This is a genomic window from Apibacter sp. B3935 (genome assembly GCF_009827705.1).
Taxonomy (GTDB): domain Bacteria; phylum Bacteroidota; class Bacteroidia; order Flavobacteriales; family Weeksellaceae; genus Apibacter.
The window spans coordinates 224,967-251,510 of the sequence record NZ_WINL01000003.1 but is presented as its reverse complement, the minus strand read 5'-3'; the positions used below and the strand labels follow the sequence as shown (position 1 = coordinate 251,510).

17 protein-coding genes are annotated in these 26,544 nt (G+C 32.3%); 15 read left to right on the top strand and 2 right to left on the bottom strand.

Annotated elements, in window-relative coordinates:
• The first annotated feature begins 37 nt into the window (after positions 1-37).
• The 14 genes from mraZ to GFV00_RS06825 are packed head-to-tail and all read left to right on the top strand — an operon-like array spanning position 38 to position 15,772.
• The gene (mraZ, locus tag GFV00_RS06890; protein ID WP_160557670.1) at positions 38-505 is read left to right on the top strand and encodes a division/cell wall cluster transcriptional repressor MraZ; all 468 of its coding nucleotides are present in this window, start codon (positions 38-40) and stop codon (positions 503-505) included.
• On the top strand, positions 492-1,391 hold the full coding sequence (gene rsmH, locus GFV00_RS06885) for a 16S rRNA (cytosine(1402)-N(4))-methyltransferase RsmH (RefSeq protein WP_160557528.1): 900 nt from the start codon (positions 492-494) through the stop codon (positions 1,389-1,391). The genes mraZ and rsmH overlap by 14 nt, the downstream gene beginning before the upstream one ends.
• Position 1,392: 1 nt before the next feature.
• Positions 1,393-1,743: an FtsL-like putative cell division protein gene (locus GFV00_RS06880; RefSeq protein ID WP_160557529.1), complete on the top strand. Its 351-nt coding sequence runs from the start codon at positions 1,393-1,395 to the stop codon at positions 1,741-1,743.
• Positions 1,736-3,700 (top strand): penicillin-binding protein, encoded by a 1,965-nt coding sequence (locus tag GFV00_RS06875; protein ID WP_160542439.1) that lies wholly within the window; start codon positions 1,736-1,738, stop codon positions 3,698-3,700. Before GFV00_RS06880 ends, GFV00_RS06875 begins: the two co-directional genes overlap by 8 nt.
• The gene (locus GFV00_RS06870; protein ID WP_160557530.1) at positions 3,697-5,154 is read left to right on the top strand and encodes a UDP-N-acetylmuramoyl-L-alanyl-D-glutamate--2,6-diaminopimelate ligase; all 1,458 of its coding nucleotides are present in this window, start codon (positions 3,697-3,699) and stop codon (positions 5,152-5,154) included. The genes GFV00_RS06875 and GFV00_RS06870 overlap by 4 nt, the downstream gene beginning before the upstream one ends.
• A gap of 6 nt (positions 5,155-5,160) precedes the next feature.
• Entirely contained in the window at positions 5,161-6,384 is a 1,224-nt protein-coding gene (gene mraY, locus GFV00_RS06865; RefSeq protein WP_160557531.1) for a phospho-N-acetylmuramoyl-pentapeptide-transferase, read from the top strand.
• A gap of 6 nt (positions 6,385-6,390) precedes the next feature.
• Complete coding sequence (gene murD / locus GFV00_RS06860) at positions 6,391-7,725, top strand: UDP-N-acetylmuramoyl-L-alanine--D-glutamate ligase (RefSeq protein WP_160557532.1); 1,335 nt, start codon at positions 6,391-6,393, stop codon at positions 7,723-7,725.
• Between the two features lie 3 nt (positions 7,726-7,728).
• Positions 7,729-8,919, top strand: coding sequence for an FtsW/RodA/SpoVE family cell cycle protein (locus tag GFV00_RS06855; protein ID WP_160542442.1), 1,191 nt, complete (start codon positions 7,729-7,731; stop codon positions 8,917-8,919).
• Positions 8,906-10,006: an undecaprenyldiphospho-muramoylpentapeptide beta-N-acetylglucosaminyltransferase gene (murG, locus tag GFV00_RS06850; protein WP_160557533.1), complete on the top strand. Its 1,101-nt coding sequence runs from the start codon at positions 8,906-8,908 to the stop codon at positions 10,004-10,006. Before GFV00_RS06855 ends, murG begins: the two co-directional genes overlap by 14 nt.
• 3 nt (positions 10,007-10,009) lie before the next feature.
• Entirely contained in the window at positions 10,010-11,371 is a 1,362-nt protein-coding gene (gene murC, locus GFV00_RS06845) for a UDP-N-acetylmuramate--L-alanine ligase (protein WP_160557534.1), read from the top strand.
• Between the two features lie 43 nt (positions 11,372-11,414).
• On the top strand, positions 11,415-12,083 hold the full coding sequence (locus GFV00_RS06840; RefSeq protein WP_160587944.1) for a cell division protein FtsQ/DivIB: 669 nt from the start codon (positions 11,415-11,417) through the stop codon (positions 12,081-12,083).
• Between the two features lie 2 nt (positions 12,084-12,085).
• Positions 12,086-13,462, top strand: coding sequence for a cell division protein FtsA (gene ftsA, locus GFV00_RS06835; protein WP_160557536.1), 1,377 nt, complete (start codon positions 12,086-12,088; stop codon positions 13,460-13,462).
• A gap of 14 nt (positions 13,463-13,476) precedes the next feature.
• Positions 13,477-15,303, top strand: coding sequence for a cell division protein FtsZ (gene ftsZ / locus GFV00_RS06830; RefSeq protein WP_160557537.1), 1,827 nt, complete (start codon positions 13,477-13,479; stop codon positions 15,301-15,303).
• A gap of 22 nt (positions 15,304-15,325) precedes the next feature.
• The gene (locus GFV00_RS06825) at positions 15,326-15,772 is read left to right on the top strand and encodes a GatB/YqeY domain-containing protein (RefSeq protein WP_160557538.1); all 447 of its coding nucleotides are present in this window, start codon (positions 15,326-15,328) and stop codon (positions 15,770-15,772) included.
• 107 nt (positions 15,773-15,879) lie between these two features.
• On the opposite strand, the gene GFV00_RS06820 is transcribed toward GFV00_RS06825, so the two are convergent.
• Entirely contained in the window at positions 15,880-23,205 is a 7,326-nt protein-coding gene (locus GFV00_RS06820; protein ID WP_160557539.1) for a T9SS type B sorting domain-containing protein, read from the bottom strand.
• A 279-nt stretch (positions 23,206-23,484) separates the two neighbouring features.
• Entirely contained in the window at positions 23,485-25,608 is a 2,124-nt protein-coding gene (locus GFV00_RS06815) for a Tex family protein (protein WP_160557540.1), read from the bottom strand.
• Positions 25,609-25,913: 305 nt separating this feature from the next.
• Here GFV00_RS06815 and rsmG point away from each other — a divergent pair, with 305 nt between their 5' ends.
• Positions 25,914-26,540: a 16S rRNA (guanine(527)-N(7))-methyltransferase RsmG gene (rsmG, locus tag GFV00_RS06810; protein ID WP_160557541.1), complete on the top strand. Its 627-nt coding sequence runs from the start codon at positions 25,914-25,916 to the stop codon at positions 26,538-26,540.
• The last annotated feature ends 4 nt before the right edge of the window (positions 26,541-26,544 follow it).

Below are 26,544 nucleotides of genomic sequence, written 5' to 3'. Positions count from 1 at the left end.
GCAAAGTGGAAAATAATTTCTAATTTTGAAGACTAATATGGTAAATCTTATTGGAACATATGAATGTACCCTTGATTCAAAAGGAAGAATGTTGCTCCCTTCAGGTTTGAAGAAGCAAATGGACACCCTTTTGCAAGAAGGTTTTGTCCTAAAAAGATCCGTATTTCAACCCTGTTTAGAGCTTCACCCCATGTCTGAATGGAATCAGGTAATGGGCAAAATAAATAAATTAAACCGTTTTGTGAAAAAAAATAATGATTTTATCCGCCAATTTACAGCCGGTTTAAAAAATGTGGAAATAGATACCAGCGGACGTTTACAGATAAATAAAGATTTGATACAATTTGCTAAGCTTGAAAAAAATATTGTAGTAGCAGCAGCTATTAATGTTATAGAAATATGGGATAAGAACCTTTATGAAGATTCTGTTAATGTAAATGATTTAGACTTTGCCAATTTAGCAGAGGAAGTAATGGGTAATATATCTGAAGATGAATTATCATAAGCCTGTATTATTACATCCAAGCGTAGATGCTTTAATTACAAACCCCAAAGGTATTTATGTAGACTGCACTTTTGGCGGCGGAGGGCACTCTCGTTTAATTTTGGAAAAATTATCTCCTGAAGGAAAGCTGTTTGCTTTTGATCAAGATTATGATGCAATTGCCAACCTTATTCAAGATAGTCGCTTTACATTCATTCAACAGAATTTTCGTTATTTGAAAAATTCGTTGCGATTTTATAAAGTAGACGCTGTTGATGGTATACTTGCCGATTTAGGGGTTTCATCCCATCAATTTGATATGCCGTTAAGAGGTTTTTCCACCCGTTTTGACGGTCCACTAGACATGAGGATGAATAATAAACAATCCCTTAGTGCAAAAGATATTATTAACAACTATACAGAAGATCAATTAGCTGAAATTTTTTATTTATACGGAGAATTAAAACAATCCAGAAAAATTTCGAGAGAAATTATAGAAGCAAGAAAAGAAAAACATATAGAAACAACCTCAGATCTTAAAGTAATATTTGAAAAGAGTATTCCCTCTTTTAAACAAAATAAATTTTTCGCTCAATTATTTCAAGCACTTAGAATTGAAGTAAATGACGAATTAAATGCTTTGAAAGAACTATTAACTCAAAGCTATGAAATGCTTAAACCGGGGGGAACATTGGTGTTTATCTCCTACCATTCGCTTGAAGATCGATTGGTTAAAAAATTTTTAAAAACAGGATTATTTAAAGGAGAGCCGGAAAGAGATATTTACGGGAACTGGGACAAACCTTATGATATTCCTTATTCAAAAGCTATAATCCCGAATCAGGAAGAAATTTTAGATAATACAAGAGCACGTAGTGCAAAAATGCGAATAGCAACAAAACGGTAAAATGGCTAAAAGAAGAGCTAAAAATAAAAAAGGTAGAACTATTTTAGATATACTAAAAGGAAAATTTTTAGTAGAGGGAGATGCTTTTTCCGTTTGGAAGTTTATTTTATTTATGATGATTTTGTCTTTAATTTCAATTTCTTCTTCTCATATAGTTGACGAAAAAGTAGTTGAAATTTCAGAATTAAAAGAAAAATCAGAAGAATATAAAGCCCGATATGCTTTAATACATAATAAACTAATGAAATTGAAAGTAGAATCGGAATTAGAAGACATGGTTATCTCTGATTCACTTCATGCATTAGATAAACAACCTTATAAAATTTTGGTACCTAAAGTTAAAGATGAATAATGAGCGAAAAAAAATATTAGCACGTACCTACTTGGTTGCCGCACTTATTTTATTATTTGCGGTATCCGTGTTTGCTCGCCTTATTTATATTCAAACTCATGATACCGAAAAATATAAAAATCTTGCTCAAACCACCAATTTCCGAAATGTAGAGGTTGTAGCCGCAAGAGGTAATTTATATGCTTCGGACGGTATCTTACTTGCCACCACGATTACTAAATATGATATATATATGGATATGAAAACTATCCGTAACGAATTGTATCAAAATAATATTGGAGCATTATGCGATTCTTTGCAAAAAATGTTTAAAAAGCCAAGCTTTTATTTTTATTCAAAATTAAACGAAGCAAGAAAAAAAGAAAATCAATACTTAAAACTAGCCAAAGGCCTTGATTACGAACAATTTGCCAGACTTAAAAATTTCCCAATCTTAAACAAAGGAAAAAACAAAGGAGGCTTTATAGTTGAAAGAAGAACCGAGAGAATAAAAACCATTTCAGGATTTGGAATCAGAACCCTAGGATTTGATGATGAAAGAGGAAAATCAGGGTTAGAAGGTGCATTTTCTTGTTATTTAAAAGGTAAAAACGGGAGAGAAATCCAACAAAGAATTAATCAAAAACAGTGGAAACCCATTAATATAGAGTTAGAACCTCAAGATGGTAATGATGTTTATACAACTATAGACATGAGGATTCAAGACATTGCTTATTCTGCTTTGCAAGAACAACTTGAAAAATCTGAAGCGGATCATGGTTGTGCTATAGTTATGGAAGTTGCCACCGGTAAAATTGTTGCCCTTACCAATCTTCAACGAACTAAAGACGGCGGATATGACGATTTACGGAATTTTGCAGTGTGGGAGGCAGCAGAACCTGGATCAACATTTAAATCAATATCTATGTTGGCTCTTCTGGATGATGGATATGTAGAACCAAATACCACGGTTGATATTGGTCCCGGGTATTGGAAATACTATAAACATACCATACGAGATGATCACGGTAGCGGTATTATCACTTTATCACAGGTTCTTTCTCAATCGAGCAATGTGGGAATTTCTAAAACGGTAGATAAATATTTTTCTAAAAATCCGCAAGATTTTTTAAATAAAATAAATTCATGGGGCATTAATAAAAAAACAGACATTGATATACCCGGAGAAAGCGCTCCTTACATACCTAAATACGGTAAAAAATGGAGTCCGGTTACCCTTGCTTGGATGTCATTCGGTTATGGCGTAAAACTTACTCCGCTGCAAATTCTTACTTTTTACAATGGAGTAGCTAACAACGGCAAATTAATGAAACCTCAACTTCTGTATAAAATTGAATCAAAAGGTATCGTTACCGAAAAATTTACGCCTATAGTAATAAATCAAAAAATGGCTTCCCAAAAAGCAATTAACGATTTAAAGAAAATGTTAACCTATGCCGTGGAAACAGGAACGTCAAAAAGTATTTATACACCTAATTTATCAATGGCCGGTAAAACAGGAACTGCTCAGGTGGAATACTGGAATAAAGGAAAAGGCAGATTATATCAAGCTTCTTTCTGCGGATTTTTTCCCGCAGATCATCCTGAATATTCGTGTATAGTAGTTATTAACAAACCAAAAAAAGGATTTTATGGATCTCAGGTTGCGGCTCCTGTTTTTAAAGAAATAGCAGGTAAAGTATATCTTAAAAAACCATTAAATCTTCCCAAAGAAGATAAATCTAAAGAGTCACAAAATATAAATGTATTATTAACTAAAAACCAAAAGCTAACTATTAGCCCATCTACTGCCTTGGTTCCAAACGTAATTGGCTATTATGGAAAAGATGCTATTCCCGCTTTGGAAAATCTGGGATTAAAAGTAGTTTATTCAGGAAATGGAAAAGTCATTGAACAATCCATAATTGGCTATCCTATAAAAAAAGGTATGACTGTATATTTAAAATTAAGCGCATGAAAAAGCTTTCAGACCTATTATATAAAGTATCCATTGAAAAACTAATTGGTAATGTTGGTTCTTCAATTAAAAATATTTCTTTTGATTCAAGAAAAATTGAATCGGGATATATTTTCTTTGCTATAAAAGGATACGATTTAGACGGTCATAAATATATACCTCAAGCAATAACCCAAGGGGCAACTGTTGTCGTATGCGAAGAACTTCCTGAAGAGTTATTAGATTACGTAACTTATGTTCAGGTTAAAAATTCAAGCATAGCTTTAGGTATAGTCGCTTCAAACTTTTATGACAATCCTTCCGAGAAATTGACACTTGCAGGGATTACAGGAACTAATGGTAAGACCACCACAACAACTTTACTCTATAATTTATTTACACAATTAGGTTTTCGTTGTGCTTTACTTTCAACAATTGAAAACAGAATTTCAGATAAAGTTTTAAATTCAAATCATACGACTCCTGATCCTATTACCATAAACCAATTACTAGCTCAAGCAGTAGACGAAGGTTGTCAATATGCATTCATGGAAGTCAGTTCCCACGGAATTCATCAAAATAGGTTAGCAGGGTTAACTTTTAAAATTGGAGCTTTTACAAATATCACGCATGACCATTTGGATTATCACCAAACGTTTTCCAATTATATTGCTGCTAAAAAGAAATTTTTTGATGAATTACCAAAGACCGCGATTGCGATCACTAATATGGATGATAAAAATGGTCTTATAATGCTTCAAAATACGAACGCTAAAAAAGTAACCTACTCCTTAAAATCAAATTCAGAGTATAAGGGAAAAATTATTGAGAATAGATTAGACGGAATGTTGTTACAATTTAATAATCAAGAATTTTGGACAGTTTTAGCAGGAAAATTCAATGCATACAATGAACTTTTAGCTTATACTATTGCTTCTGAATTAGGCTTTGATTCTTTAGGTATTGTAACGGCATTAAGTAAATTACAACGAGTGAAAGGACGATTTGAAACCTACGTGAGCGATGACAAAAAATACATTATTGTGGATTATGCCCATACTCCCGATGCGTTACAAAATATTTTGGAAGCCATCAATCAATCTCGTACCAGAAATGAAAAATTAATTACTGTTTTTGGTTGTGGAGGACATAGAGATAAAGAGAAAAGACCCAAAATGGGAAATATTGCCACTCGATTATCTGATTTAGCAATTATTACATCCGATAATCCCAGAGATGAAAATCCGGATGAAATAATACAGGAAATTGAAACAGGAATTGAACCTCAAAATACCAATAAATATTTATCCATAAATGATAGAAAACAAGCCATACGAATAGCCATTAAAATGGCAGCACCTAAAGATATAATCCTGATTGCAGGAAAAGGACATGAAAATTATCAAGAAATTAATGGAAAGCATTTTCCATTTGATGATATGAAAATAGCTAAAGAATTATTAAAAAACACATAAAAAAGGATGCTTTACCACTTATTTGATTATTTAAATGTAAATTATTATATACCCGGAAGCGGTTTATATAGATATATTACATTCCGAGCCTTAGCAGCGGTATTTACATCTCTATTTATCTCTTTAATTATTGGTAAAAAAATTATCAATTTCCTTCGTAAAAAACAATTAGGTGAAACAGTAAGAGAACTGGGACTTAGCGGACAAAAAGAAAAAGAAGGTACTCCGACTATGGGAGGAATTATTATCATCTTAGCAACGTTGATTCCGGTACTTTTATTTTGTAAATTAAACAACATCTATATTATTATATTGGTAATATCAACCATTTGGATGGGAATTATAGGCTTTTTAGACGACTTTTTAAAAATTCATAAAAAAAATAAAGTCGGATTAAAAGGTAAATTCAAAGTTTTAGGTCAGATAAGTCTCGGTATTTTTGTGGGAGTAGTTTTATATACAAATAAAGATATAGTAATCAAAGAAAAAATTGAAGGCTCTCATAATATAGAATTCGCAAAAGATTTCTATCCCAGAGAAAAAACATTTAAAACTACTATTCCATTTTTTAAAAACAATCAATTTGATTACGGAAAGGTTCTCAAATGGATAGGAATGGATGAGAAAGAATCAGAAGATTTAGTATGGATCATTTTAATTCCGGTAGTTATAACTATTGTTACTGCAGTTTCTAACGGAGCCAACCTCACCGACGGGATTGACGGACTAGCAGCAGGAAGCTCAGCAATTATTGTTACCACACTAGCTTTATTTGCCTATGTATCCGGTAATATAATGATGGCAGATTACTTAAATCTGATGTATATCCCTAATTCGGGCGAAATAGTAATATTTTCGGCAGCCTTTGCCGGTGCTTTGATCGGCTTTTTATGGTATAACACGTATCCGGCTCAAATATTTATGGGAGATACGGGAAGTCTTACGATCGGAGGCGTTATCGCAGTTTTAGCTATAGTTTTAAGAAAAGAACTACTAATTCCTGTATTATGCGGAATATTTTTAATTGAAAATCTTTCTGTAATACTCCAGGTAATTTATTTTAAATATACTAAGAAAAAATACGGAGAAGGAAAAAGAATATTTTTAATGTCTCCCCTTCATCACCATTTTCAAAAATTAGGATATCACGAAAGTAAAATAGTAACCCGTTTTTGGATTATTGGAATTATGTTGGCCATATTCTGTATCATAACCCTAAAAGTAAGATAAAAAGAAATGAAAAGGCTAGTTATATTAGGAGGTGGAGAAAGTGGCGTAGGTGCAGCCATATTAGGAAAAAAAGTTGGATTTGACGTTTTTCTTTCCGATATGGGTTCTATAAAAGAAGAATATAAAGCAATTTTATCTGAAAAGGGAATCCCATTTGAAGAAAAACAACATACAGAGGCATTAATACTCAATGCTGATTGGATCATAAAAAGCCCGGGGATCCCTAAAAAATCATCCATAATTCAAAAAATTTGTGAAAGACAAATTCTTATTTCATCAGAAATTGAATTTGCCTCGCAATATACCGATGCAACACTTATTGCTATTACCGGTTCAAATGGTAAAACAACCACTACCTCATTAACCTACCATATGTTTAAAAAAGCAGGTTATTCTGTTGGATTGGCAGGAAATATCGGTAAAAGTTTTGCTTGGCAGGTAGCCGAAGAAAATTTTGATTATTATATACTTGAAATTAGCAGTTTTCAGTTAGATGACATTCAAAACTTCAAACCTCATATAGCTATGGTCTTGAATTTAAGTCCTGACCATCTCGATCGATATGAATACACCTATCAAAAGTATATCGATGCAAAATTTACAATAACTAAAAATCAAGATACTAAGGATTATTTTATATATAATGAGGATGATCCAATGACTACTAATTGGTTTCAAAATCACAATACCAAAGCGCAAAAGCTTCCTTTTTCTTTACATAAGAAAATAGAAAACGGAGCTTTTAGCGATCATGAAAATATAAACTTCCACATTAACTCAGACACTTTTAAAATGAAAATCAACGAATTAGCACTTACAGGAAAACACAATATTGCCAATTCCATGGCAGCAGGAATTGCCGGAAAACTATCTAAAATTAAAAATGATTTCATAAAACAAAGTTTAATGGATTTTGAAGCGGTAGAACACCGTTTGGAATTTGTTTTAAAAATTAATGGAATTAATTTTATCAACGACAGTAAGGCGACCAATGTAAATTCTGTTTATTATGCTTTAGAAAGTATGAAAACACCGGTGATATGGATTGTGGGAGGAACTGACAAAGGAAATGACTACAGTGAACTGATTCCATTTGTTCAAAGAAAAGTCAAAGCCATAGTTTGTTTAGGTGTTGATAATAAAAAAATAATTGATACTTTTCAGGAAATAGTTTCAAACATTGTTGAAACTAAATGTATGAAAGATGCCGTAAATGCAGCCTATAGTTTAGGCTCAAAAGGAGATTCTGTTCTTCTTTCACCTGCATGTGCAAGTTTCGATCTATTTAAAAATTATGAAGATCGAGGAAATCAGTTTAAGGAGGAAGTTAGAAAACTTTAATAAATGAGAAAATTAAAACAATACTTTAAGGGAGATATAACTCTTTGGGCAGCGATATTACTGATTTCGTTAGCTTCCTTCTTACCCGTATATTCTGCCAGTTCGAATTTGCAGTATGTAGTCGGACAAGGATCTGTTTTGGGACATTTTGCCAAACATGCCGGGTTTATCATAGTCGGAATAGGTATTGTTTTTATTTTTCAAAAAATTGATTATAAATATTTTGGCGGATTTTCCAAATTATTATTACCGGTAGTTATTTTTTTATTGATACTTACTTTAATGCAAGGAAAAAGTATTGATGGAGCGAATGCTTCTCGTTGGTTGAAACTTCCGGGGGTTCCATTTGCCTTTCAAACCTCTGTTTTTGCAGCATTAGTATTAAATATATATGTTGCCCGATATCTTGATAGAATTAAAGATAAAGAAATAACTTTCAATAATAGTTTTGTACCTATTTTACTACCTATTTTTATGGTAGTCGGACTTATATTTCCTGCAAACGGATCAACGGGAATTTTAATTTTTTTGATGGTTTTAGCTTTATTGTTTATCGGGGGATATCCTATCAAAATATTACTTTCAATTATCGGGGTTGGTATAATTGTGGCTATTCTTTTTATAACAATCGTTTTGGAATATCCGGATATGTTTCCCGGCCACAGGGTTCATACTTGGAAGAGCAGAATTGAAAACTTTGCAGGAGAAGATGGAGAAGAAAGTTACCAGGTACAGCAAGCTAAAGCAGCTATAGTTCAGGGCGGTATTATACCCAGAGGACCGGGAAAAAGCGCTTTTAAGCAATCTTTACCTCAATCTTCTTCGGATTTTATATTTGCTATTATAGTAGAGGAATACGGTTATGCAGGAGTGTTTTTATGTTTTTTCCTTTATTTACTTATACTCTGGAGAATCATTGTTATAGCCACTAAGGTAGAAAATATATTCGGTACTTTATTAGTGGTGGGTATTGGTCTACCGGTTATATTTCAGGCATTTTCCAATATGGCTGTAGCCGTAAATTTAATTCCGGTTACCGGACAGCCTCTACCCATATTAAGTTACGGAGGAACTTCCATGTGGGTAACTTATATGGCTTTAGGGATTATTATTAGTGTAAGTCGTGATATTGTTTCAAATGAAAACACAGTTAAAGAAAATAATAAAGGAGATATAAATTATGAGATCGCCTAGATTTATAATAAGCGGAGGTGGAACCGGTGGACATATATTTCCTGCAATTGCCATTGCAGATGAAATAAAACATCGTATTCCTAATGCAGAATTTCTGTTTATTGGTTCGGAAAATAAAATGGAAATGGAAAAAGTACCTCAAGCCGGTTATGCTATTGAAGGATTATGGATCTCAGGAATTTCACGATCGTCCATGCTATCTAATTTTAAATTTCCTTTTAAAATTATTTCGAGCCTGGTAAAATCACGGAAAATTATTAAATCTTTCCAACCAAATGCAGCGATAGGTACCGGCGGATATGCATCCGGGCCTGCTTTATATGTTGCGGCTCAAGCAAACATTCCCACTTTTATACAGGAACAAAATTCGTTTCCCGGTATTACCAATAGAAAACTTGGAAATAAAGCCAAAGGAATTTTTGTTGCTTATGAAGGCATGGAAAACTATTTCCCAAAAGATAACTTATATGTTACGGGAAATCCTGTAAGGAAATCTTTATTTGGAACTATAACTCAAGAACAAGCCAAAAAAGAATTAGGACTCGATCCATCGAAATTGGCAATTTTATCTATAGGAGGGTCTTTAGGCTCGAGAACTATCAATAATTTTTGGAAAGAAAATTCCAAGATAATTGCTGATACCAATATTCAAATCATATGGCAAACCGGAAAATTGGATTATTCAGACATTAAAGCCAATAACAACTTAAAACACAACAATATATTTATTTTTGAGTTTATAAAAGATATGTCCGTTGCTTACGCTGCCGCTGATATCATTATATCTAGAGCCGGAGCAATAGCCATATCGGAATTAACCTTAGCCGGAAAGCCAACAATACTTATACCTTTCCCCTATGCCGCAGAAGATCATCAAACTAAAAATGCCCAGCAATTAGTTAACGCAAACGCTGCAAAAATGGTAAAGGATTCAGAGGTTTCTCAAAAATTATTAAGCGAGATACAAAATCTTTGTAACGATAAAAAAGAAAGAGAACTATTGTCTGAAAATATTGTTAAATTGGCTAAGCCTAATGCAACTGAAGAAATTGTAACTCATATATTAAATGAATTGAAAATTTACTAGTCTATGAAAGATATTCATACATATAAAAATTATTACTTTATAGGAATTGGAGGAATAGGAATGAGTGCTTTGGCTCGTTATTTCAAATTTTCCAATGCAACTGTGTATGGATATGATAAGACTCCCACTAAACTGACTCATAACCTGGAAAAGGAAAATATATCCATTATTTATGAGGATACGATATCATTACTTCCGAAAAATATTTCCAAAGAGGATACGGTAGTGATTTATACACCAGCTATACCTGAAAATTTAAAAATTAAACACTATTTTATTGAAAAAGGATTTACACTTTTCAAACGATCCCAAGTTTTAGGTGAAATCACTAAAAGTACTCTGTGTTTAGCTATTGCAGGAACTCATGGAAAGACGACAACTTCGACCTTATTAGGTCATATTTGTAAGTATGCAAATTTACCTGCTACTGCTTTTTTAGGCGGTATTTCTGCCAATTATAATTCTAACTTCATTTACAATGGGTCTAAGATTTCCATTGTTGAAGCTGATGAATTTGATCGGTCCTTCTTGTCTCTTTCTCCAAACATGGCAGCTATAACATCTACAGATTCAGATCACTTGGATATTTATGGAAATCAAGAAAATATTATTGAATCTTTTAATCAATTTGCGGACTTAATTCCCGAAAACGGATTTTTAATTGTTAAAAAAGGGTTACCCATCAATGCAAAACACCTTACTTATTCAGCTTATGAAAAGGCAGATTATTATGCTGAAAATATACAGATAATCAATGGGCAATTCCATTTTGATTTAGTAACGCCTCATCAAATTATAAAAGATTTTATTGTACCCATACCCGGAAAACACAATGTAGAAAATGCAATAGCCGCTTTAGCAATCAGCTTACAACTAGGTATTGAAGCCGATATACTACGTAAGGCTTTAATTGATTTTAAAGGGGTTTTACGAAGATTTAATAAACATGTATTTGAAAATAATAAAATTTACATCGATGATTATGCCCATCATCCAACTGAAATCAATGCTGTAATCGATACAATTAGAAATTTGTATCCTACCAAAAAATTACTGACAGTATTTCAGCCTCACTTATATTCAAGGACCGCTGACTTTGCAGAGGATTTTGCTAAAAGTCTCAGCAAAACAGATACGCTTATTTTATTGGACATCTACCCGGCCAGAGAAACTCCTATCGAAGGAATAACTTCGGAATGGTTGGCGGATAAAATACAACTTGACGACAAGGAAGTATGCTCGATTGATAATGTTTTAAAAAGTATTAAGACAAAAGATTTTGATGTGCTCTTAACCATAGGAGCCGGTAATATTGATACCTTATATGATCCCATTATAAATTGGCTTAATGAAATTAAAATATAGATTAATTAAAATTTTTTTATTACTAATAGTACTAGGATTTTTGATGAACTTTGCAGTTCGAAGACATAATGATAAAAGTATAGATAACGTCAGTATTCTAATTGATAATTCTGATTATATACATTTTATTACCAATGCCATGGTTTATGACATTGTCAACCGATCTTCAAAAAATGAAAAGAAAGCAAGTAAAATAAAAGATATAGATATTTCAAAAACAGAAGAAAATTTGGATACCATACCGTTTATTTCAAACAGTAATGTTTATATAGACTTAAATGGTTCCCTAAATATACATGTGTGTCAAAAAATTCCAATTGTTCGAATTAAGACTCCTAATGATGAATTTTATTTGGATCAATACGGTACGAAATTTCCTTTGTCCCAAAACTTTTCATTGCCATGTTTACTTGTAAGTGGTGATATTAAAGCAGAGGAATATAAAAAATTAGTGAAATTATCTCAATTAATAAGTGAAGATAAGATATTAAAAAATCACATTATAAGCATTGATAAAGACAAAAAAAATAGTTATAATTTACTTTTAAATGTAGCCGGAGTATATATAGAATATGGTGATCTTAAAAACAATCATCAGAAACTTACAAATCTAAAAGAATTTTACAAACAATATCTAGATTATGTAGGTTTTGGCGTTTATAAGAAAATAAGTTTAAAATATGACAATCAAATAGTTGCAACAAAGAGATAAATATGGACAACAACAACAATATTGCAGTAGGTTTGGATATAGGCACAACAAAGATTGTTGCTATAGTTGGGCAAAGGAATGAACATGGAAAATTGGTTATTCTGGGAATGGGAAGAGCTAAAAGTTTAGGCGTTCATCGGGGTGTAGTAAATAATATTACTCAGACTATTGATTCAATAAAAAAAGCAATTTCTGAGGCTGAAAAAGCAGCAAATTACAAAATTACCGATGTTACTGTTGGAATTGCAGGACAACATATTAGAAGTCTTCAACACAGCGATTATATTTCCAGACCTAATTTTGAAGATGTTATTGACGATACGGATATTGAAAAGTTAAAAGAACAAGTACATAAACTAGTCATGCTTCCGGGAGAAGAAATTATACATGTTCTTCCTCAAGAATACAAGGTTGATTCTCAATCTGAAATTATTGAACCGAGAGGTTTCCACGGTAGCAGATTGGAAGCTAATTTTCATGTAGTAGTTGGTCAAATTTCTTTAATTAGAAATATTGCCAGATGTGTTAAAGAAGCAGGGTTAAATTTAGTAGGTATAACATTGGAACCCCTTGCCTCTTCGGATGCGGTTTTGAGTCAGGAAGAAAAAGAAGCCGGAGTTGCTTTGATCGATGTAGGAGGAGGTACAACGGATATTGCCGTTTTTAAAGATAATATTATCCGTCATACAGCGGTAATACCTTTCGGTGGAAATGTGATTACTGATGATATCAAATCAGGTTGTTCAATTATTGAAAGACAAGCAGAGATTTTAAAAGTTAAATATGGTTCTGCCTGGCCTTCTGAAAATAAAGAGATTGAAGTCATCAGTATACCCGGATTGCACGGAAGAGAACCCAAAGAAATTACCGTTAAGAAATTATCTCAAATTATACATGCAAGGGTTGAAGAAATTATTTCCTTAGCTTACTTAGAATTAAAAAATTACGGATGTGAGGAGCAAAAGAAAAAGTTGATTGCAGGAATCGTAATGACGGGAGGAGGCTCTAAGTTAAAACATTTAAGGCAATTAACTGAATACACCACAGGTATGGATGTTCGCATTGGTTATTGTAATGAACATTTAGCCGGAGGACAGCCCGAAGAATTAGCCAGTCCTGAATATGCTACTGCCATAGGATTATTAATGACAGGGCTCAATAATCTTGAACTAAAGAAAAATAAAATTCAACAGGAAACTAAAAATATAAAGAAACCTGAAGTTTCTTCAGATATTCCGACTGAAAATTCTAATACAACTACCCTAAATATTGAGCAAAAAACTTTGAAAGAAGAAAAGAAGAAAAGTAAAGAAAAGAAAAAATCTATATTCGCTTCTTTTCAAGAAAAATTTATTAAATATATTAACGATACAGAATAAACAGATAGAATACAATGGATAATACAGAGAACAATAAGCTATTTTTTGAGCTGCCCAAAAATAAAACTTCAGCCATCAAGGTAATTGGTGTCGGAGGTGGAGGAAATAATGCTGTTGGTTATATGTATGATCAAGGCATTACCGGTGTAGATTTTATAATTTGCAATACGGATGCACAGGCATTAATCAATAATCCTATCCCGAATAAAATTCAGTTGGGAAATACCATTACGGAAGGTTTAGGAGCCGGAGCCAATCCTGAAATCGGAGAACAGGCTGCTCTTGAGAGTATAGATGACATTAAAAATGCTTTAGGTGATCAAACTAAAATGGTTTTCATTACCGCAGGAATGGGAGGAGGAACCGGTACAGGAGCGGCGCCTATTATTTCGGGTATTGCAAAAGAAATGGGTATTCTAACTGTTGGTATTGTCACTATTCCTTTTTCTTTTGAAGGTAAATCGCGATTGGAACAAGCAGAAAAAGGTCTTGAAAAAATCAGGAAAAACGTTGACTCTTTAATTGTCGTAAAAAACGATAAGTTGAGAGAATTGTATGGAAACTTGGGTTATAAATCCGGATTCTCAAAATCCAATGAGGTGCTAAGCACAGCTGCTAAAGGAATTGCTGAAGTTATTACCAAAAATTACTCCATCAATATAGATTTACGTGATGCTAAAACCGTTCTGGCAGATAGCGGAACTGCCATCATGGGATCTGCTGTTTCTTCCGGACCTAACAAAGCCCAGGATGCTATCATGGCTGCCTTGGATTCTCCTTTGCTTAATGATAATAAAATTACCGGAGCTAAGAATGTATTATTGTTAATCGTATCCGGCGATGATGAGATAACAGTAGACGAAATAGGTATTATTAACGATTACATTCAATCTGAGGCCGGTAACAGTACAAATATTATTATGGGTATCGGCGAAGATGAAAGTTTAGGAGATAGTATCAGAGTAACTGTCATTGCAACCGGTTTTCCTGTAGACGATGAAAGAAACAGCGGTAAAGAAAAAGAGAAGATTGTACATACGTTAACTGATGATTTTCCAACTTCCAATCCCTTGAATTTAGGAAATGCAAAAGCTGCAAATTTCAATAGTCAAAAAGATAATAGATCTGATGAACCACAAATAATTTCTTCAATTAATAAAGGAAATTATGTTCAGGAAAAAAACGAAGAAAAAACGATTCAAAAAATAATAACTCTAGAAGATGAAGAAGAGGTAACCACTTTCGGAATATCTAACAGAAAAGATCCGATTGTTCCTTCTTTTCCCATTGATGAGGAAATAAATATTATTAAAAAGGATGTATATCCTCCCCAAAATAATGAAACAACTTTATTTTCTAATACAGAAAATACATTTAAGGAAATCAAAGAAGATAGACTTCCCGACAACCCTGTAAACCAATCGACTATATTCACTTTAGATGAAGCTGAGGATTTTACTCAAAAAGTAAATTTTCAAACAGAAACCGAAGAATTGAGTTCTTATCATAACAAGTTTCAGCTTCCTGAAGAAAAAAAGGAAATTTTCACAGAAGATCAAACCGTTTCTGAAGATAAAAATTATTCTTCAGAATCTTTAAATGAGCTTATGGAGAAAAAAATCCAAGAAAGAAGAGAACGATTGAAAAAAATGAACAGCAAATTTCAAGGATTATCTAAACAAAATGTTGATGAAGTGGAAAAAGTTCCGGCTTATAAAAGACAAGGCATTAATTTAGATGAAAATATAGATTCTAATAAAAGTTCGGATATGTACTTTAACAAAAATTCTAATGAAGTTCAAATCCGACCGAATAATTTTTTCCATGATAATGTTGATTAGTCCCTAACTAAAACAAATAATTATGAGCTTAGAAACTAAAATAATGGATGCGATGAAAGTCGCCATGAAAGATAAAGATAAAGTAGCATTGGAATCATTACGAGCTATTAAATCTCAATTGTTATTACTTAAAACGGATGGTAAGACGGAAGATATTTCTCCGGACCAGGAAATTGCTTTATTACAAAGATTGGTTAAGCAAAGAAAAGAGGCTTATGAACAATTTTTAGCCAACAACAGGAATGAATTGGCTGAAAATGAATTAGCACAAGCAAAAGTCATTGAGCAATTCCTTCCGACACAACTTACTCCTGAAGAATTAGAAAAAGAACTTCGAGAGATTATAGCCGAAACCGGTGCTCAAGATATCAAAGATATGGGAAAGGTTATGGGCATAGCTTCAAAAAAATTACAAGGAAAATCCGAAGGAAAAACAATATCAGAAACTGTTAGGAAGTTGTTGTCCTAATTTATCTTTTGTATGTAAGCCGATGATCAATCGGCTTTTTTTAATTAAAAAAAAGACATTCGTAAATGAATGTCTTTTCTATTTTGTATTGTTTATAAGCAAACTGTTTATCGATCTGATTCATTGTAATTCCTTAACATAATCCAACCGGTAAATTCTCTTCCGTCGGCAATAGTAATTATGTACCAATAGGAAGATGTCGGCAGATTTCTGCCTAAGTGTTTTCCGTCCCATACAAAACATGTATTAGAGGTTTCTTCAAAAACTTGTTTACCGTATCGGTCAAAGATTTTAACTTGAGAATATTCGCCTTTAAACAAATCTAATCCGCATACTCTCCATGCATCGTTATAATTATCACCGTTGGGAGTTATCACATTATTAATTCCGAAAATTATTCCTTTGGAAGTTATAGCATCACATGAATTGGCAACGGAACGTACATAGAATGTATAAATTCCTTGTTTTAAATTAGTAAATGTGTTACTTCTTTGCCAATTTATCTTATCGATGGAATATTCCAACGGAGCCGGTCCATTTGCTATTACGGTTATATAATCCTTTCCTTGCTGTAATTCAACAATAATCGGTTCTTCCAATAATTTAACTTCTATTTGATGCGTAGTAGTACAGCTGATATTATAATTTAAAATTTTAGTATGTTCAACCGTATAAATACCTATGTCTCTAACATTTTCCAGATATTGACCGGTTCCAACTAATTTTCCTTTGAAATACCATCGGATTTGATCGTATCCATCATCTCCTGCGTCTAGTGTTGCAGCATATCTTGGACAGATATAAACTATTTCATTAGGAGGCGTTGGAGAAACATAAGGAATCAATTCTACTTTTGCTACCGATGGACAAAAATCATCATCTATATTATCCACACGAACATATACATATCCTTTTTTACTTTTATAGTTAGATAATTCGGGTTCTTGTATTTGTTTGGAAGGTTTACCCATTGCTTCATCTTTCAAGGCATTATTTGCATCCTTTTCGGTTCTATAAAAACGAATTGTTGAATTGGGTTGATTTTTAAATAAATGTTCAACTAACGGAAGTTGAAAATAGGCATATCCGTCTTGATCTTCATCACAAGCATATAGGGTAGCATCATTAAGTTCTACAGGATCATTGGTTTCAAATTCTATTTTTGTAATGCCGATACATTCGGTTTGAATATTTTTAATTCTACAATAAATTGAATCGGAGAAATTAAAATATTTGTTTTTATCTAATACCCCTGTTCCGTTCAATGCTTTTTTATATCCTTCATGATAAGTTATTTCATATACGCGTTGATCTAAATAATTATGTCCTGATTTATCTTTAATTTTAGGATCAAGGTCTTTGAGTAACAGGTCATCATATTTTCCATTATTGTCTCCATCACACACAAATTGAGGTATCAGTTGTGGACGTGGAGTTTCTTTTTGGGTGATTATTATTGTTCCTTCATTTCCACATCCGTTCTCTTTGTTTTCGAATTTGACTTTTATTTCTACTTTGTTTTCTCCTACAGGGGGTTCGTAATTGGTTAAAGTATTAGGTATTTGCCCTGTTGTGTCTTCTACTCTGCCAATCTCTACTCCTTTGCTGTCTTGGAAAATTACTCGCATATCTTGTAAGAAGCTTTTTATTCTTGCTTCTTCTCCATTGGATGACAACATTGGATAAATCGAACTCCATAAATCTATTCGGGTTTTACTGCCTTGCGGTTCGTATTCACAGATAATCGGTTCGTCTTTTGCTACTTTTAAATATGGATATACGTAGAGTTTCACTTTCGATACTTCATCACAATAGTTACCTTCTTCGTCTTGTACTCTTACATAGATTTCATCTACTAGGTATAATCCTTCTTTATATAATTCTCTATTGGTATAGTTACTTATTTCCGGTTCGGTCAGGTGTGTATAAATCCCTTTTGCTTCATTTTTAAAGGCTTCTTTGGCATCTGATTCATTTCTGTAATAACGATAATTGCTTGTCGGATAATTGCCCAGTAATTGCTCTGATTCATGTAGATTAAATATTTCTTTTGAATCGTCTTGGGAATCATCGCATTTTATTGATAAGCGTATTTCTTTTGGGATCGGTACATGGTTGGGATTTTTCTTAAACCATACTTCATTTATGCCTATACAACCACTCTCTTGATTCTGTACTCGTACGTATAAAGGGTTTAGGAAGTCCACAGTAAAGTACGTTTGTTTGTCTATCGGAATAATGGTCGGGTCATTTACTGCTAAGGCTTCGGACTGAGTGCGGTAATAGGTAATTTCTTGTTTCGCTGACGGGGTAATTACCAGGTTATCTAAATCTTTTAGTAATACGTCATTATACTCTCCGTCTAAGTCTTCATCACATAGGGTATAGGTCACTTTATTAGGGCGTGGCGTTTCTTTTTGGGTAATTGTTATTATTCCTTCATTTCCACATCCGTTCTCTTTGTTTTCGAATAGGACTTTTATTTCTACTTTGTTTTCTCCTACAGGGGGTTCGTAATCGGTTAAAGCATTAGGTATTGGTCCTGATGTGTCTTCTACTTTGCCAATCTCTACTCCTTTGCTGTCTAGGTAGATAATTCGTAAAGAATTGATCATTCTATTTAAACGTGTTGGATCAGGAATGCCATTTGATTCAAGCATTGACCGGGATAATTCCCAAAGATTAATTTTTGATTTTGTAGCATCCGGTTCGTATTCGCAAATTTCAACGGATTGATTTTCTACTTTTATATAAGGATATACTTTTATTTTAATTTTTGCTATACTATCGCACTGAATTCCTTTGCTATCCTTTACTCTGACAAATACTTCATCATATGTATAAAATCCATCTGTAGTTATCACTTCGGTTTGGTAAGCATTTGGATTTGCAACAGCATTACTGATCTCTCCTTTTCGTGCTTGATTTTCATCTTTATAATATTCAAAATGAACATAGGAAGAACTACTAATAAGGTTGGAAACAGAAGTAAGATCAACGAAGGATTTATCCTGACCGTCCATACATCCTATTATTTCAACTACCTGTTTATCCAACGATAGGCGTGGATTTACATTTACCGAAATAGCGGTAATGGTCGGACAAGTTTTATCTTTCTTATCTATTCTGACATAGATTGTATAAAACGGATTGTCAGGAGGAACACTGGTAAATTCATTATGTTTAATGGTAAAATTTACAGGCAATACCTCATTTTTATGTTCTTCTGCATCTTGTTTTGTTCTAAAGTAGGTAAAATCATACTCCGAATTGATAAAAGATAGAGATTCTCCGGTAATAATATTAGTTTTGTAATCATCTAAATTCCTGATTACATACTTGCCGTCTATGGTTCCATCGGTTTCATCACAAATATCTATAAAGTGGACATTGGCTTTAGGAACTAAAGAAATTAAAAATTCTACTTTACGGATTATATAGCACCCCGTTTTTTTGTAAATAAACTTAACCCAAACTTCATCTCCACCAAAAACTTCATATTCTTCTAAATTTGCCTCAGGTATAACGATACCATTAATTGCATTGTATCTACTAGCATAATAGGAAACAGTAAAATCACTTGTTTTATAAGAACTTCCTATCATTTGGGGTGGATAATCCTTTAAGTTAACTTTTACCTTTTTTTCTTCATTACATAATAAGGTAGCAAAATGATTTACCTCTAATTCAGGATATGCTTCAACTACTATAGGTGCAATTGAAAAACAGTTACTTTTTATATTTCTTACTCTAACCCAAAAAGTGGTTGGAAATCGGGTAACCGCAGCACTTCCATATATACGATTTTGATTTTTAAGTGCATCATCCTCTCTAGTAAAATAAATAAATTCAAAATCCTTATTATCTATGTTGGAATCAAGAAAAAGGCTATTATAATATCCCAAATTAATAGTTTCATAAATGCTGTCTTGATCATTTTTCGTGTTATTATTGCATATGGTAACAGTTACATTTTGCTTTAAAATGGGAGATTCAATTAATGAAAAATTTAACATATAATAATCCGAACAATCTTTGGTTTTAATCTTCACCCAAATTTTTGAGGAGTTGGTTACATCAAATTCACTTACCGGATTAGTTCCATTTTTTGCATCATTTTCTGTTACATAATATTCATAACCCATTTGATTCGTCAACTTTGAATTATTTGATATAAGTGGGGCCGTTACCAGTTGATATAAATTTGATGAATTGATTTTTTCTGTTCCGTTATTTCCAAAATCACATATATAGATGTTTGGATTACTAACTGTCGGTACAGGAATTAAGTTTATTGTAACTCGAACAATCTTAAAACACTTAGTTACCGGATCCTCCACTCTCATGCATATCTCATTATTGGTAATATTTGTTGTCGTATTTACCAGATACTTTATTGGAGTATTGCTGTCCGTATACGTTCCTAACAATTCACCGGGAGCATCTATTTCATATTCTGCATCGTATATCAAACGATAAAATTGAATGGTTGTCCCTTTTGAATCAAGTATGATTTTAGACAAATCTACTTCTTCTTTATAGTCATCCCCAATGTCACAGACCTCTAAGTCTGTATATTCCGGCAATTGTACGGATGGAACTAAATTAAATTTAATCTCAACAATAATGGGACATTGGTTTTTAAATTCTAATTTGACAAATGCCGAAAAAATACCATGTCCAATTTGAAATTTAGCAGGATTTGTAATCGTTGCTTTACCCCCTTCGTGTGCTTCATTTTTGGTTTTATAATACCTTAAATTTTTTATATCTTTTATAGGAGTTTTTAAACTTGATAACTGATCTTGAGTAAGAAGTTCTTCCAGTTTGTTTGGATCAGTCTTTTTAGAACCTTTTATAAATTCTAATATATTAACAACCTCGATTCCATCATCATTAAAATCACAAATAGTATGGGGACCCAATACTTTTTCTTCAATTGTTATCAAATTGAATTTCAAATCATAAGCATAGCTGCATCGGTTATATCGGACTGCAGGATATATTATTTTTGGATTTTCAGCCGAAGTTAAATCAAAACTCTTTTTAATCATTCCTTTTTCATGTTTAGGATCTGCCAAATACATATCCCGATCGTGCTGATTGTCAAAAAATACAATTTTATCATCTGAATCATTTCCAAAGGATGGATGTGAATATGAATAAGTATAAAGATCTTTAAGTAAATCTTCGTAATCTTTTAAGTATATTTTCTCGATACCATCATTGTATGTGTCGCATATATCAAATTCCCTCTTATATAATGTTTGATTTTTAGATACGAAGATAGTTATAGAGCTTACTGCTATAATTCCGCTTTTTTTAATCTTATATTTTAAATAAATAGTAGATTTAGCCGGTGCCTCTACACTATAGATATAACCGGGTGATGATTCCTTTAATTTAAGTTTATCCGTACATGCCAAATCTTTATAAAAACCTTCAATCTCAATATCTTGTGGAGTTAATGAAGTACCGGACAAAAAGTTAGGAAGATATGATTCCAAATTTACTTCTTCTGTATCATTGGCATCACATATAGTTGGATATGGCAATCCATCTCCGATGCCGCCACCACCGCCTCCGCCACCATCGCTACAATCTCCGATGGCTTTTAAAATCAATTTTGTTTTTACTTCTCCACAAAAATCCGGATGAGTCGCTTTGATGTAAATAGTGTTATTTAATCTCAACATACAATTATCCGGATTTAAAATTTCGTTGCTGTAATAGGAATCTTTATAGTATTTCCATTTTACTGTAGTATGGGAAGGATTGATCGGAGAATTTGATAATAAATTGGAGGTATATTTGGTTAAATCCATCATCACGGATTGCCCTTCTCTAACATCACAGATTTCAGCTAAATACTCTTCTAACTCTAATTTTTTAACCAATTTTACAGTGAATGCGATTAAGGTATAACACGACTTATCCCTTATGGATTTATTCCATGCTTTAAGGTAAAACTTTACGTTATCATCGCTAGTTCCTGATAAATCAATCGGATAATTACGTATAACAACATCGGGCAATTCTCTCATTTGATCATCCAGTATAATATACTCTGTAGTCCGTTTATTTATTCCGTAATTAAAATTATTCAGGTTCACATTCTCTATGTCGTCATTGCCTTCATCGCAAACAATGAATTGCTGATTATTTTTTAAATCAGGCCTCTTATTTAATTTAAGATTTATCTCTGTAGAAACAAAGCAAACTCCGCTTTTCAATACTTTTACATAGACCGTCATATCATCAGAAAAAGTAAAGGATTTTGCTTCTTCATCTGAAATCTGATTGGTTAAATTCTTATACCTGTAATAGGTAAATTTTAAATTTGGATCCGGGTTTATCAGTTGTTGATATGAGGTTAAATCAACTGTATAACTATCTCCATTATTGATACAAAAAGGTGCAGGTGATTGTTTTACTGCCGTTGGAAATTCTTTGCTGAACTTCACCTGTAAGGTATCAGTAAGTGAAAAACCATTACATCCATTATAAGTAACCTTTGCTCTAAAATAAGTGTTAGAAGTGGGAGTAACTACCCAAGTATCACCCCAATTATTTGGATTTGAAGAATTTCCTTCATACCAAGTAACGGAAATATCCGTAATTCCATTCGGTGTAAATCTCCATGCTTCTTTTTTTGCTTCCCAATCTCCCCTATTTCTTCCCGGGGGAGAAATTCCTATGTATCCATTGGAATTGATGATCCCTATTAAAGCGTTTTTATCTTTAGTGGTGTTGGGGTTTTTACTTTTATTTCCAACATATATATCTATGATATTAAAAGTTTCATACAAAACAATTTGTGAAGATGAATAAATCCGATCCGGTCCGTACTGTTTTAAATTATCAAAATTAATAATGAATTTCCTATAGGGAGCTTTCCCTTCATAAGCAACTTTAACCTTGCTCGGCGTGGTATTATTCATGTCATGATAAACACCAAATATTGAATTTTTAGGTAATCCGGAATTTGGATTATTACCTGAAATAATATACGGGCATTCTTTATTTTTTTGTGACAGGTCAAAGCTGACTACTCCATTATCACTGACAATGATTTGATTATAACTTTTTCCATAAAAACAAAATTTAAAACCTATATCGATGATATCGTTACCAAAAACATCATCGTTTTTACCATTGGAGTTACCGGTTGATACCGGAGTACCTTTGGTAAAATCTACGTTTGAAGGATATTGAATGGAAGAAACTTCATATTTATCTGTTTGTTTGATTATAGGATAATCTACACTTAGTTTAATATTTTTATTTCTAAAAAACTTATAATCACAGTCAACAAACACAGTATCTGAATTTCCATTATGATCTTTGATCAAGATCTTGGGTTCTTTAAAATCCTGTGAAAAAATTTTACCAATAAAAAGTATTAAAATAACGAACGAATAAAAGTTTTTCATTTTTTAATTTTATTTATATTATTTAACTAAATAATACCCTATTAAATCAGATTTTATGATAAATACGGATAATGAATGGATAAAGATATTAATTCTTATTTTTTTTTACTACTATTAGAGGAATAATTATATAATTTAAAAGTTTTTAGGTCTTTTATATTTTTATATATTTTTTATTTTATGAAATAAAAAATAAAGTATTTGTATTCTAAATATTTAAAATAATTATACATTCTGTAATAGAACACTTATTTTTTTAAATATTATTTTATTATTTTTTTAATCAATCATAGATAATTGAATTCTCTTTCGTTCCTTATCTATATCGATTATTTTTACTTCAACATGCTGATGAAGATGCACGACTGTGCTAATGTCTGTTATGAATTCATTACATACTTTAGAAAGATGTACTAATCCATTCTCTTTAATTCCTATATCTACAAAACAACCGAAATTGGTGATGTTATTGATTATTCCGGGAACTTTCATTCCTGGTTTTAAATCATCTATGGTTTTTAAAGAAGGATCGAAAGTAAACATTTTTACCTGTGTTCTTGGATCTAATCCGGGTTTTTCCAATTCTTTACAAATATCTTCCAAAGTTAAAATCCCTACATCCTCGTTTACGTAATTGTTTAAATTTATTTTTTGAATTAATTCTTTATTTCGGATTAAATCTCCCATTTTTACTCCTAAATCTTTCGCCATTTTCTTAACTAGAGAATAGCTTTCGGGATGAACAGCGGAATTGTCTAAAGGATTTACAGACGTTGGAATTCTTAAGAATCCGGATGCTTGTTGGAATACTTTTTCACCAAGTCTGGGAACTTTTTTCAGGTCTTGCCTGGTTGAAAACGCTCCCATTTCCGAACGGTACTGAACAATATTTTCAGCCATCTTTTCTCCTATACCCGAAACATAAGACAATAAGGATTTACTGGCTGTATTAAGGTTTACTCCTACACTGTTTACGCAAGATATAACAACTGCATCCAGTTCTTTTTTCAATAATGTTTGATCTACATCGTGTTGATATTGTCCCACTCCTATGGCTTTAGGTTCTATTTTTACCAATTCGGCAAGTGGATCTGACAACCTTCTTCCTATGGAAACTGCTCCTCTTACCGTAACATCATAGGATGGAAATTCTTCCCGAGCCAATTTAGATGCAGAATATACGGACGCCCCGGCTTCATTTACAACAAAAACTTTTAGAGGACGATTAAAAGCTATGGATTGTATTAATCGTTCTGTTTCTCGGGAGGCTGTACCATTACCTATGGATATGGCTTCAATTTTATAGGCATTAATTAAAGATTTAATTTTTTTAATTGATTCTTTAGTTTCTTTTTGGGGAGGATGAGGATATAGGGTATCATTATGTAATAAATTACCATTTTCATTTAAACAAACCAACTTACAACCTGATTTATATCCGGGATCAATTGCCAGAATTCTTTTTTCCCCCAAAGGAGATTGCAGTAACAATTGTTTTAAATTGGATGAAAACACTTGAATGGCTATTTGGTCGGCTGACTCTTTGGCTTTCTGGAAAACTTCATTACTTAGCGCCGGTTCTAATAAGCGTGAAAAAGAATCTTTTATTGCTAAAAGTAGTTGATCTTTAATTATTTTTTCATCGGTTTTAATTATATGTTTGCTTATTATATGTAAGGCTTCCTCTGAGTCAACTTTAACTTTAACGCGTAGAATTCCTTCTTTTTCCCCTCGTAATATTGCTAAAAACCGATGAGATGGCGAACGTTTTAAATTTTCAGAAAATTCGAAATAATTTGAAAATTTTTGTGCTTCTTTTTCCTCCTCTTTTCCTTTAATCAGCTTAGATTCCAATACGGCAGTTTGTTGAAAAAAACGTCTTAAATTTGAACGTACATAATTATTTTCGTTAATCCATTCCGCAATAATATATCTGGCACCTTGAAGAGCATCATCTACTGACAATACCTCATCTTTGGTGTATTTTGAAGCTAATAGAGTTAAATCTGAAATCGGTTTTTGCGCCATTAAGATTTTTGCTAAAGGTTCTAAACCGTTTTCAATTGCAACAGACGCCTTTGTTTTTCTTTTCTTTTTATAGGGTAAGTAATAATCTTCTAAAAGAGTAAGTTCGAAACAATTTTCTATTCTTTGCTTAAATTCTTCGGTTAATGCTCCTTGCTCGTCAATGCTTTTTATAATAAACTCCTTACGTTTTTGAATTTCTTCAAAATCTGTTTTTAACTTAGATATATTGAATAATTGAACTTCATCCAGATTTCCGGTCATCTCCTTTCTATAACGGGCAATAAAGGGTATGGTATGATCTTCGTTTAATAATTTTACCGTATTTTCTATGCTTTTTTGAGAGATATCAATTCGTTTCTGAATGAAGGAAATCATATTTATAGTAATTATTTTATATTTAAGTAGTGTAGGCTCGTTTTTTATTTTATAAAAATAGGTAATATAAATTAATTGTCGAATCAAAAATAACTTGCTTTCAAAATAAATTATAATTTATATTAATAGCATTCCAATTAAATTTTATCTTTACCATCTGATCTTTATAAATTTTGTTAAATGACTTTAAAAAGTCTTCTACATACTCTTAAACCCTTATTTTTGTTGTAATAAAAACAAATGTCTATTATAAAATAGAGTCTTATATTATTAAAACTTATATTTTTGTATATCTATTAATACCCATGACAAACTTAATACAAAAGTATTTTCCGGAGATAACTGAAAAACAATTGCATAGTTTCGAAAAACTCCCTGATTTGTATTCAAATTGGAATGAAAAAATCAATGTTATATCAAGGAAAGATATAGATTCTTTACTTGAAAAACATGTGCTTCATTCTTTGGGAATAGCAAAAGTAATGCAGTTCGCTCCTTCTACCAAAGTTTTGGATATTGGTACAGGTGGCGGATTTCCGGGTATACCATTAGCTATACTTTTTCCGGAATCTCAATTTACTTTGGCCGACTCCATTGGAAAAAAAATTAGGGTTGTTAATGAAATTGCACAAGAATTACAGTTAGATAATGTCATTGGTATTCATACTCGCGCCGAAAAAATTAAAGAGAAGTTTGACTTCGTAGTAAGCCGGGCGGTAACCCAAATGCCTGTTTTTATGTCTTGGGTTAAAGAAAAATTTACATCTAAGAATATCAATAGTTTACAAAATGGCGTTTTATATTTAAAAGGAGGAGATCTAACTGAAGAATTGAAAAATTTTCCCGAGGCTACACTCTATGAGTTAAAAGATTATTTTGACGAGGAATTTTTTAAAACTAAAAAAGTCGTTTATATTAAAAATATGCACTAAAGTT

Excerpts from the sequence above, each read along its gene's own strand:
- mraZ (WP_160557670.1), top strand. The coding sequence starts at position 38 with ATGGTAAATCTTATTGGAACATATGAATGTACCCTTGATTCAAAAGGA.
- ftsZ (WP_160557537.1), top strand. The coding sequence starts at position 13,477 with ATGGATAATACAGAGAACAATAAGCTATTTTTTGAGCTGCCCAAAAAT.
- mraY (WP_160557531.1), top strand. The coding sequence starts at position 5,161 with ATGCTTTACCACTTATTTGATTATTTAAATGTAAATTATTATATACCC.
- GFV00_RS06815 (WP_160557540.1), bottom strand. The coding sequence starts at position 25,608 with ATGATTTCCTTCATTCAGAAACGAATTGATATCTCTCAAAAAAGCATA.
- murG (WP_160557533.1), top strand. The coding sequence starts at position 8,906 with ATGAGATCGCCTAGATTTATAATAAGCGGAGGTGGAACCGGTGGACAT.
- GFV00_RS06875 (WP_160542439.1), top strand. The coding sequence starts at position 1,736 with ATGAATAATGAGCGAAAAAAAATATTAGCACGTACCTACTTGGTTGCC.
- GFV00_RS06880 (WP_160557529.1), top strand. The coding sequence starts at position 1,393 with ATGGCTAAAAGAAGAGCTAAAAATAAAAAAGGTAGAACTATTTTAGAT.
- GFV00_RS06870 (WP_160557530.1), top strand. The coding sequence starts at position 3,697 with ATGAAAAAGCTTTCAGACCTATTATATAAAGTATCCATTGAAAAACTA.
- GFV00_RS06840 (WP_160587944.1), top strand. The coding sequence starts at position 11,415 with ATGAACTTTGCAGTTCGAAGACATAATGATAAAAGTATAGATAACGTC.
- rsmH (WP_160557528.1), top strand. The coding sequence starts at position 492 with ATGAATTATCATAAGCCTGTATTATTACATCCAAGCGTAGATGCTTTA.
- ftsA (WP_160557536.1), top strand. The coding sequence starts at position 12,086 with ATGGACAACAACAACAATATTGCAGTAGGTTTGGATATAGGCACAACA.
- rsmG (WP_160557541.1), top strand. The coding sequence starts at position 25,914 with ATGACAAACTTAATACAAAAGTATTTTCCGGAGATAACTGAAAAACAA.
- murD (WP_160557532.1), top strand. The coding sequence starts at position 6,391 with ATGAAAAGGCTAGTTATATTAGGAGGTGGAGAAAGTGGCGTAGGTGCA.
- GFV00_RS06820 (WP_160557539.1), bottom strand. The coding sequence starts at position 23,205 with ATGAAAAACTTTTATTCGTTCGTTATTTTAATACTTTTTATTGGTAAA.
- GFV00_RS06855 (WP_160542442.1), top strand. The coding sequence starts at position 7,729 with ATGAGAAAATTAAAACAATACTTTAAGGGAGATATAACTCTTTGGGCA.
- GFV00_RS06825 (WP_160557538.1), top strand. The coding sequence starts at position 15,326 with ATGAGCTTAGAAACTAAAATAATGGATGCGATGAAAGTCGCCATGAAA.
- murC (WP_160557534.1), top strand. The coding sequence starts at position 10,010 with ATGAAAGATATTCATACATATAAAAATTATTACTTTATAGGAATTGGA.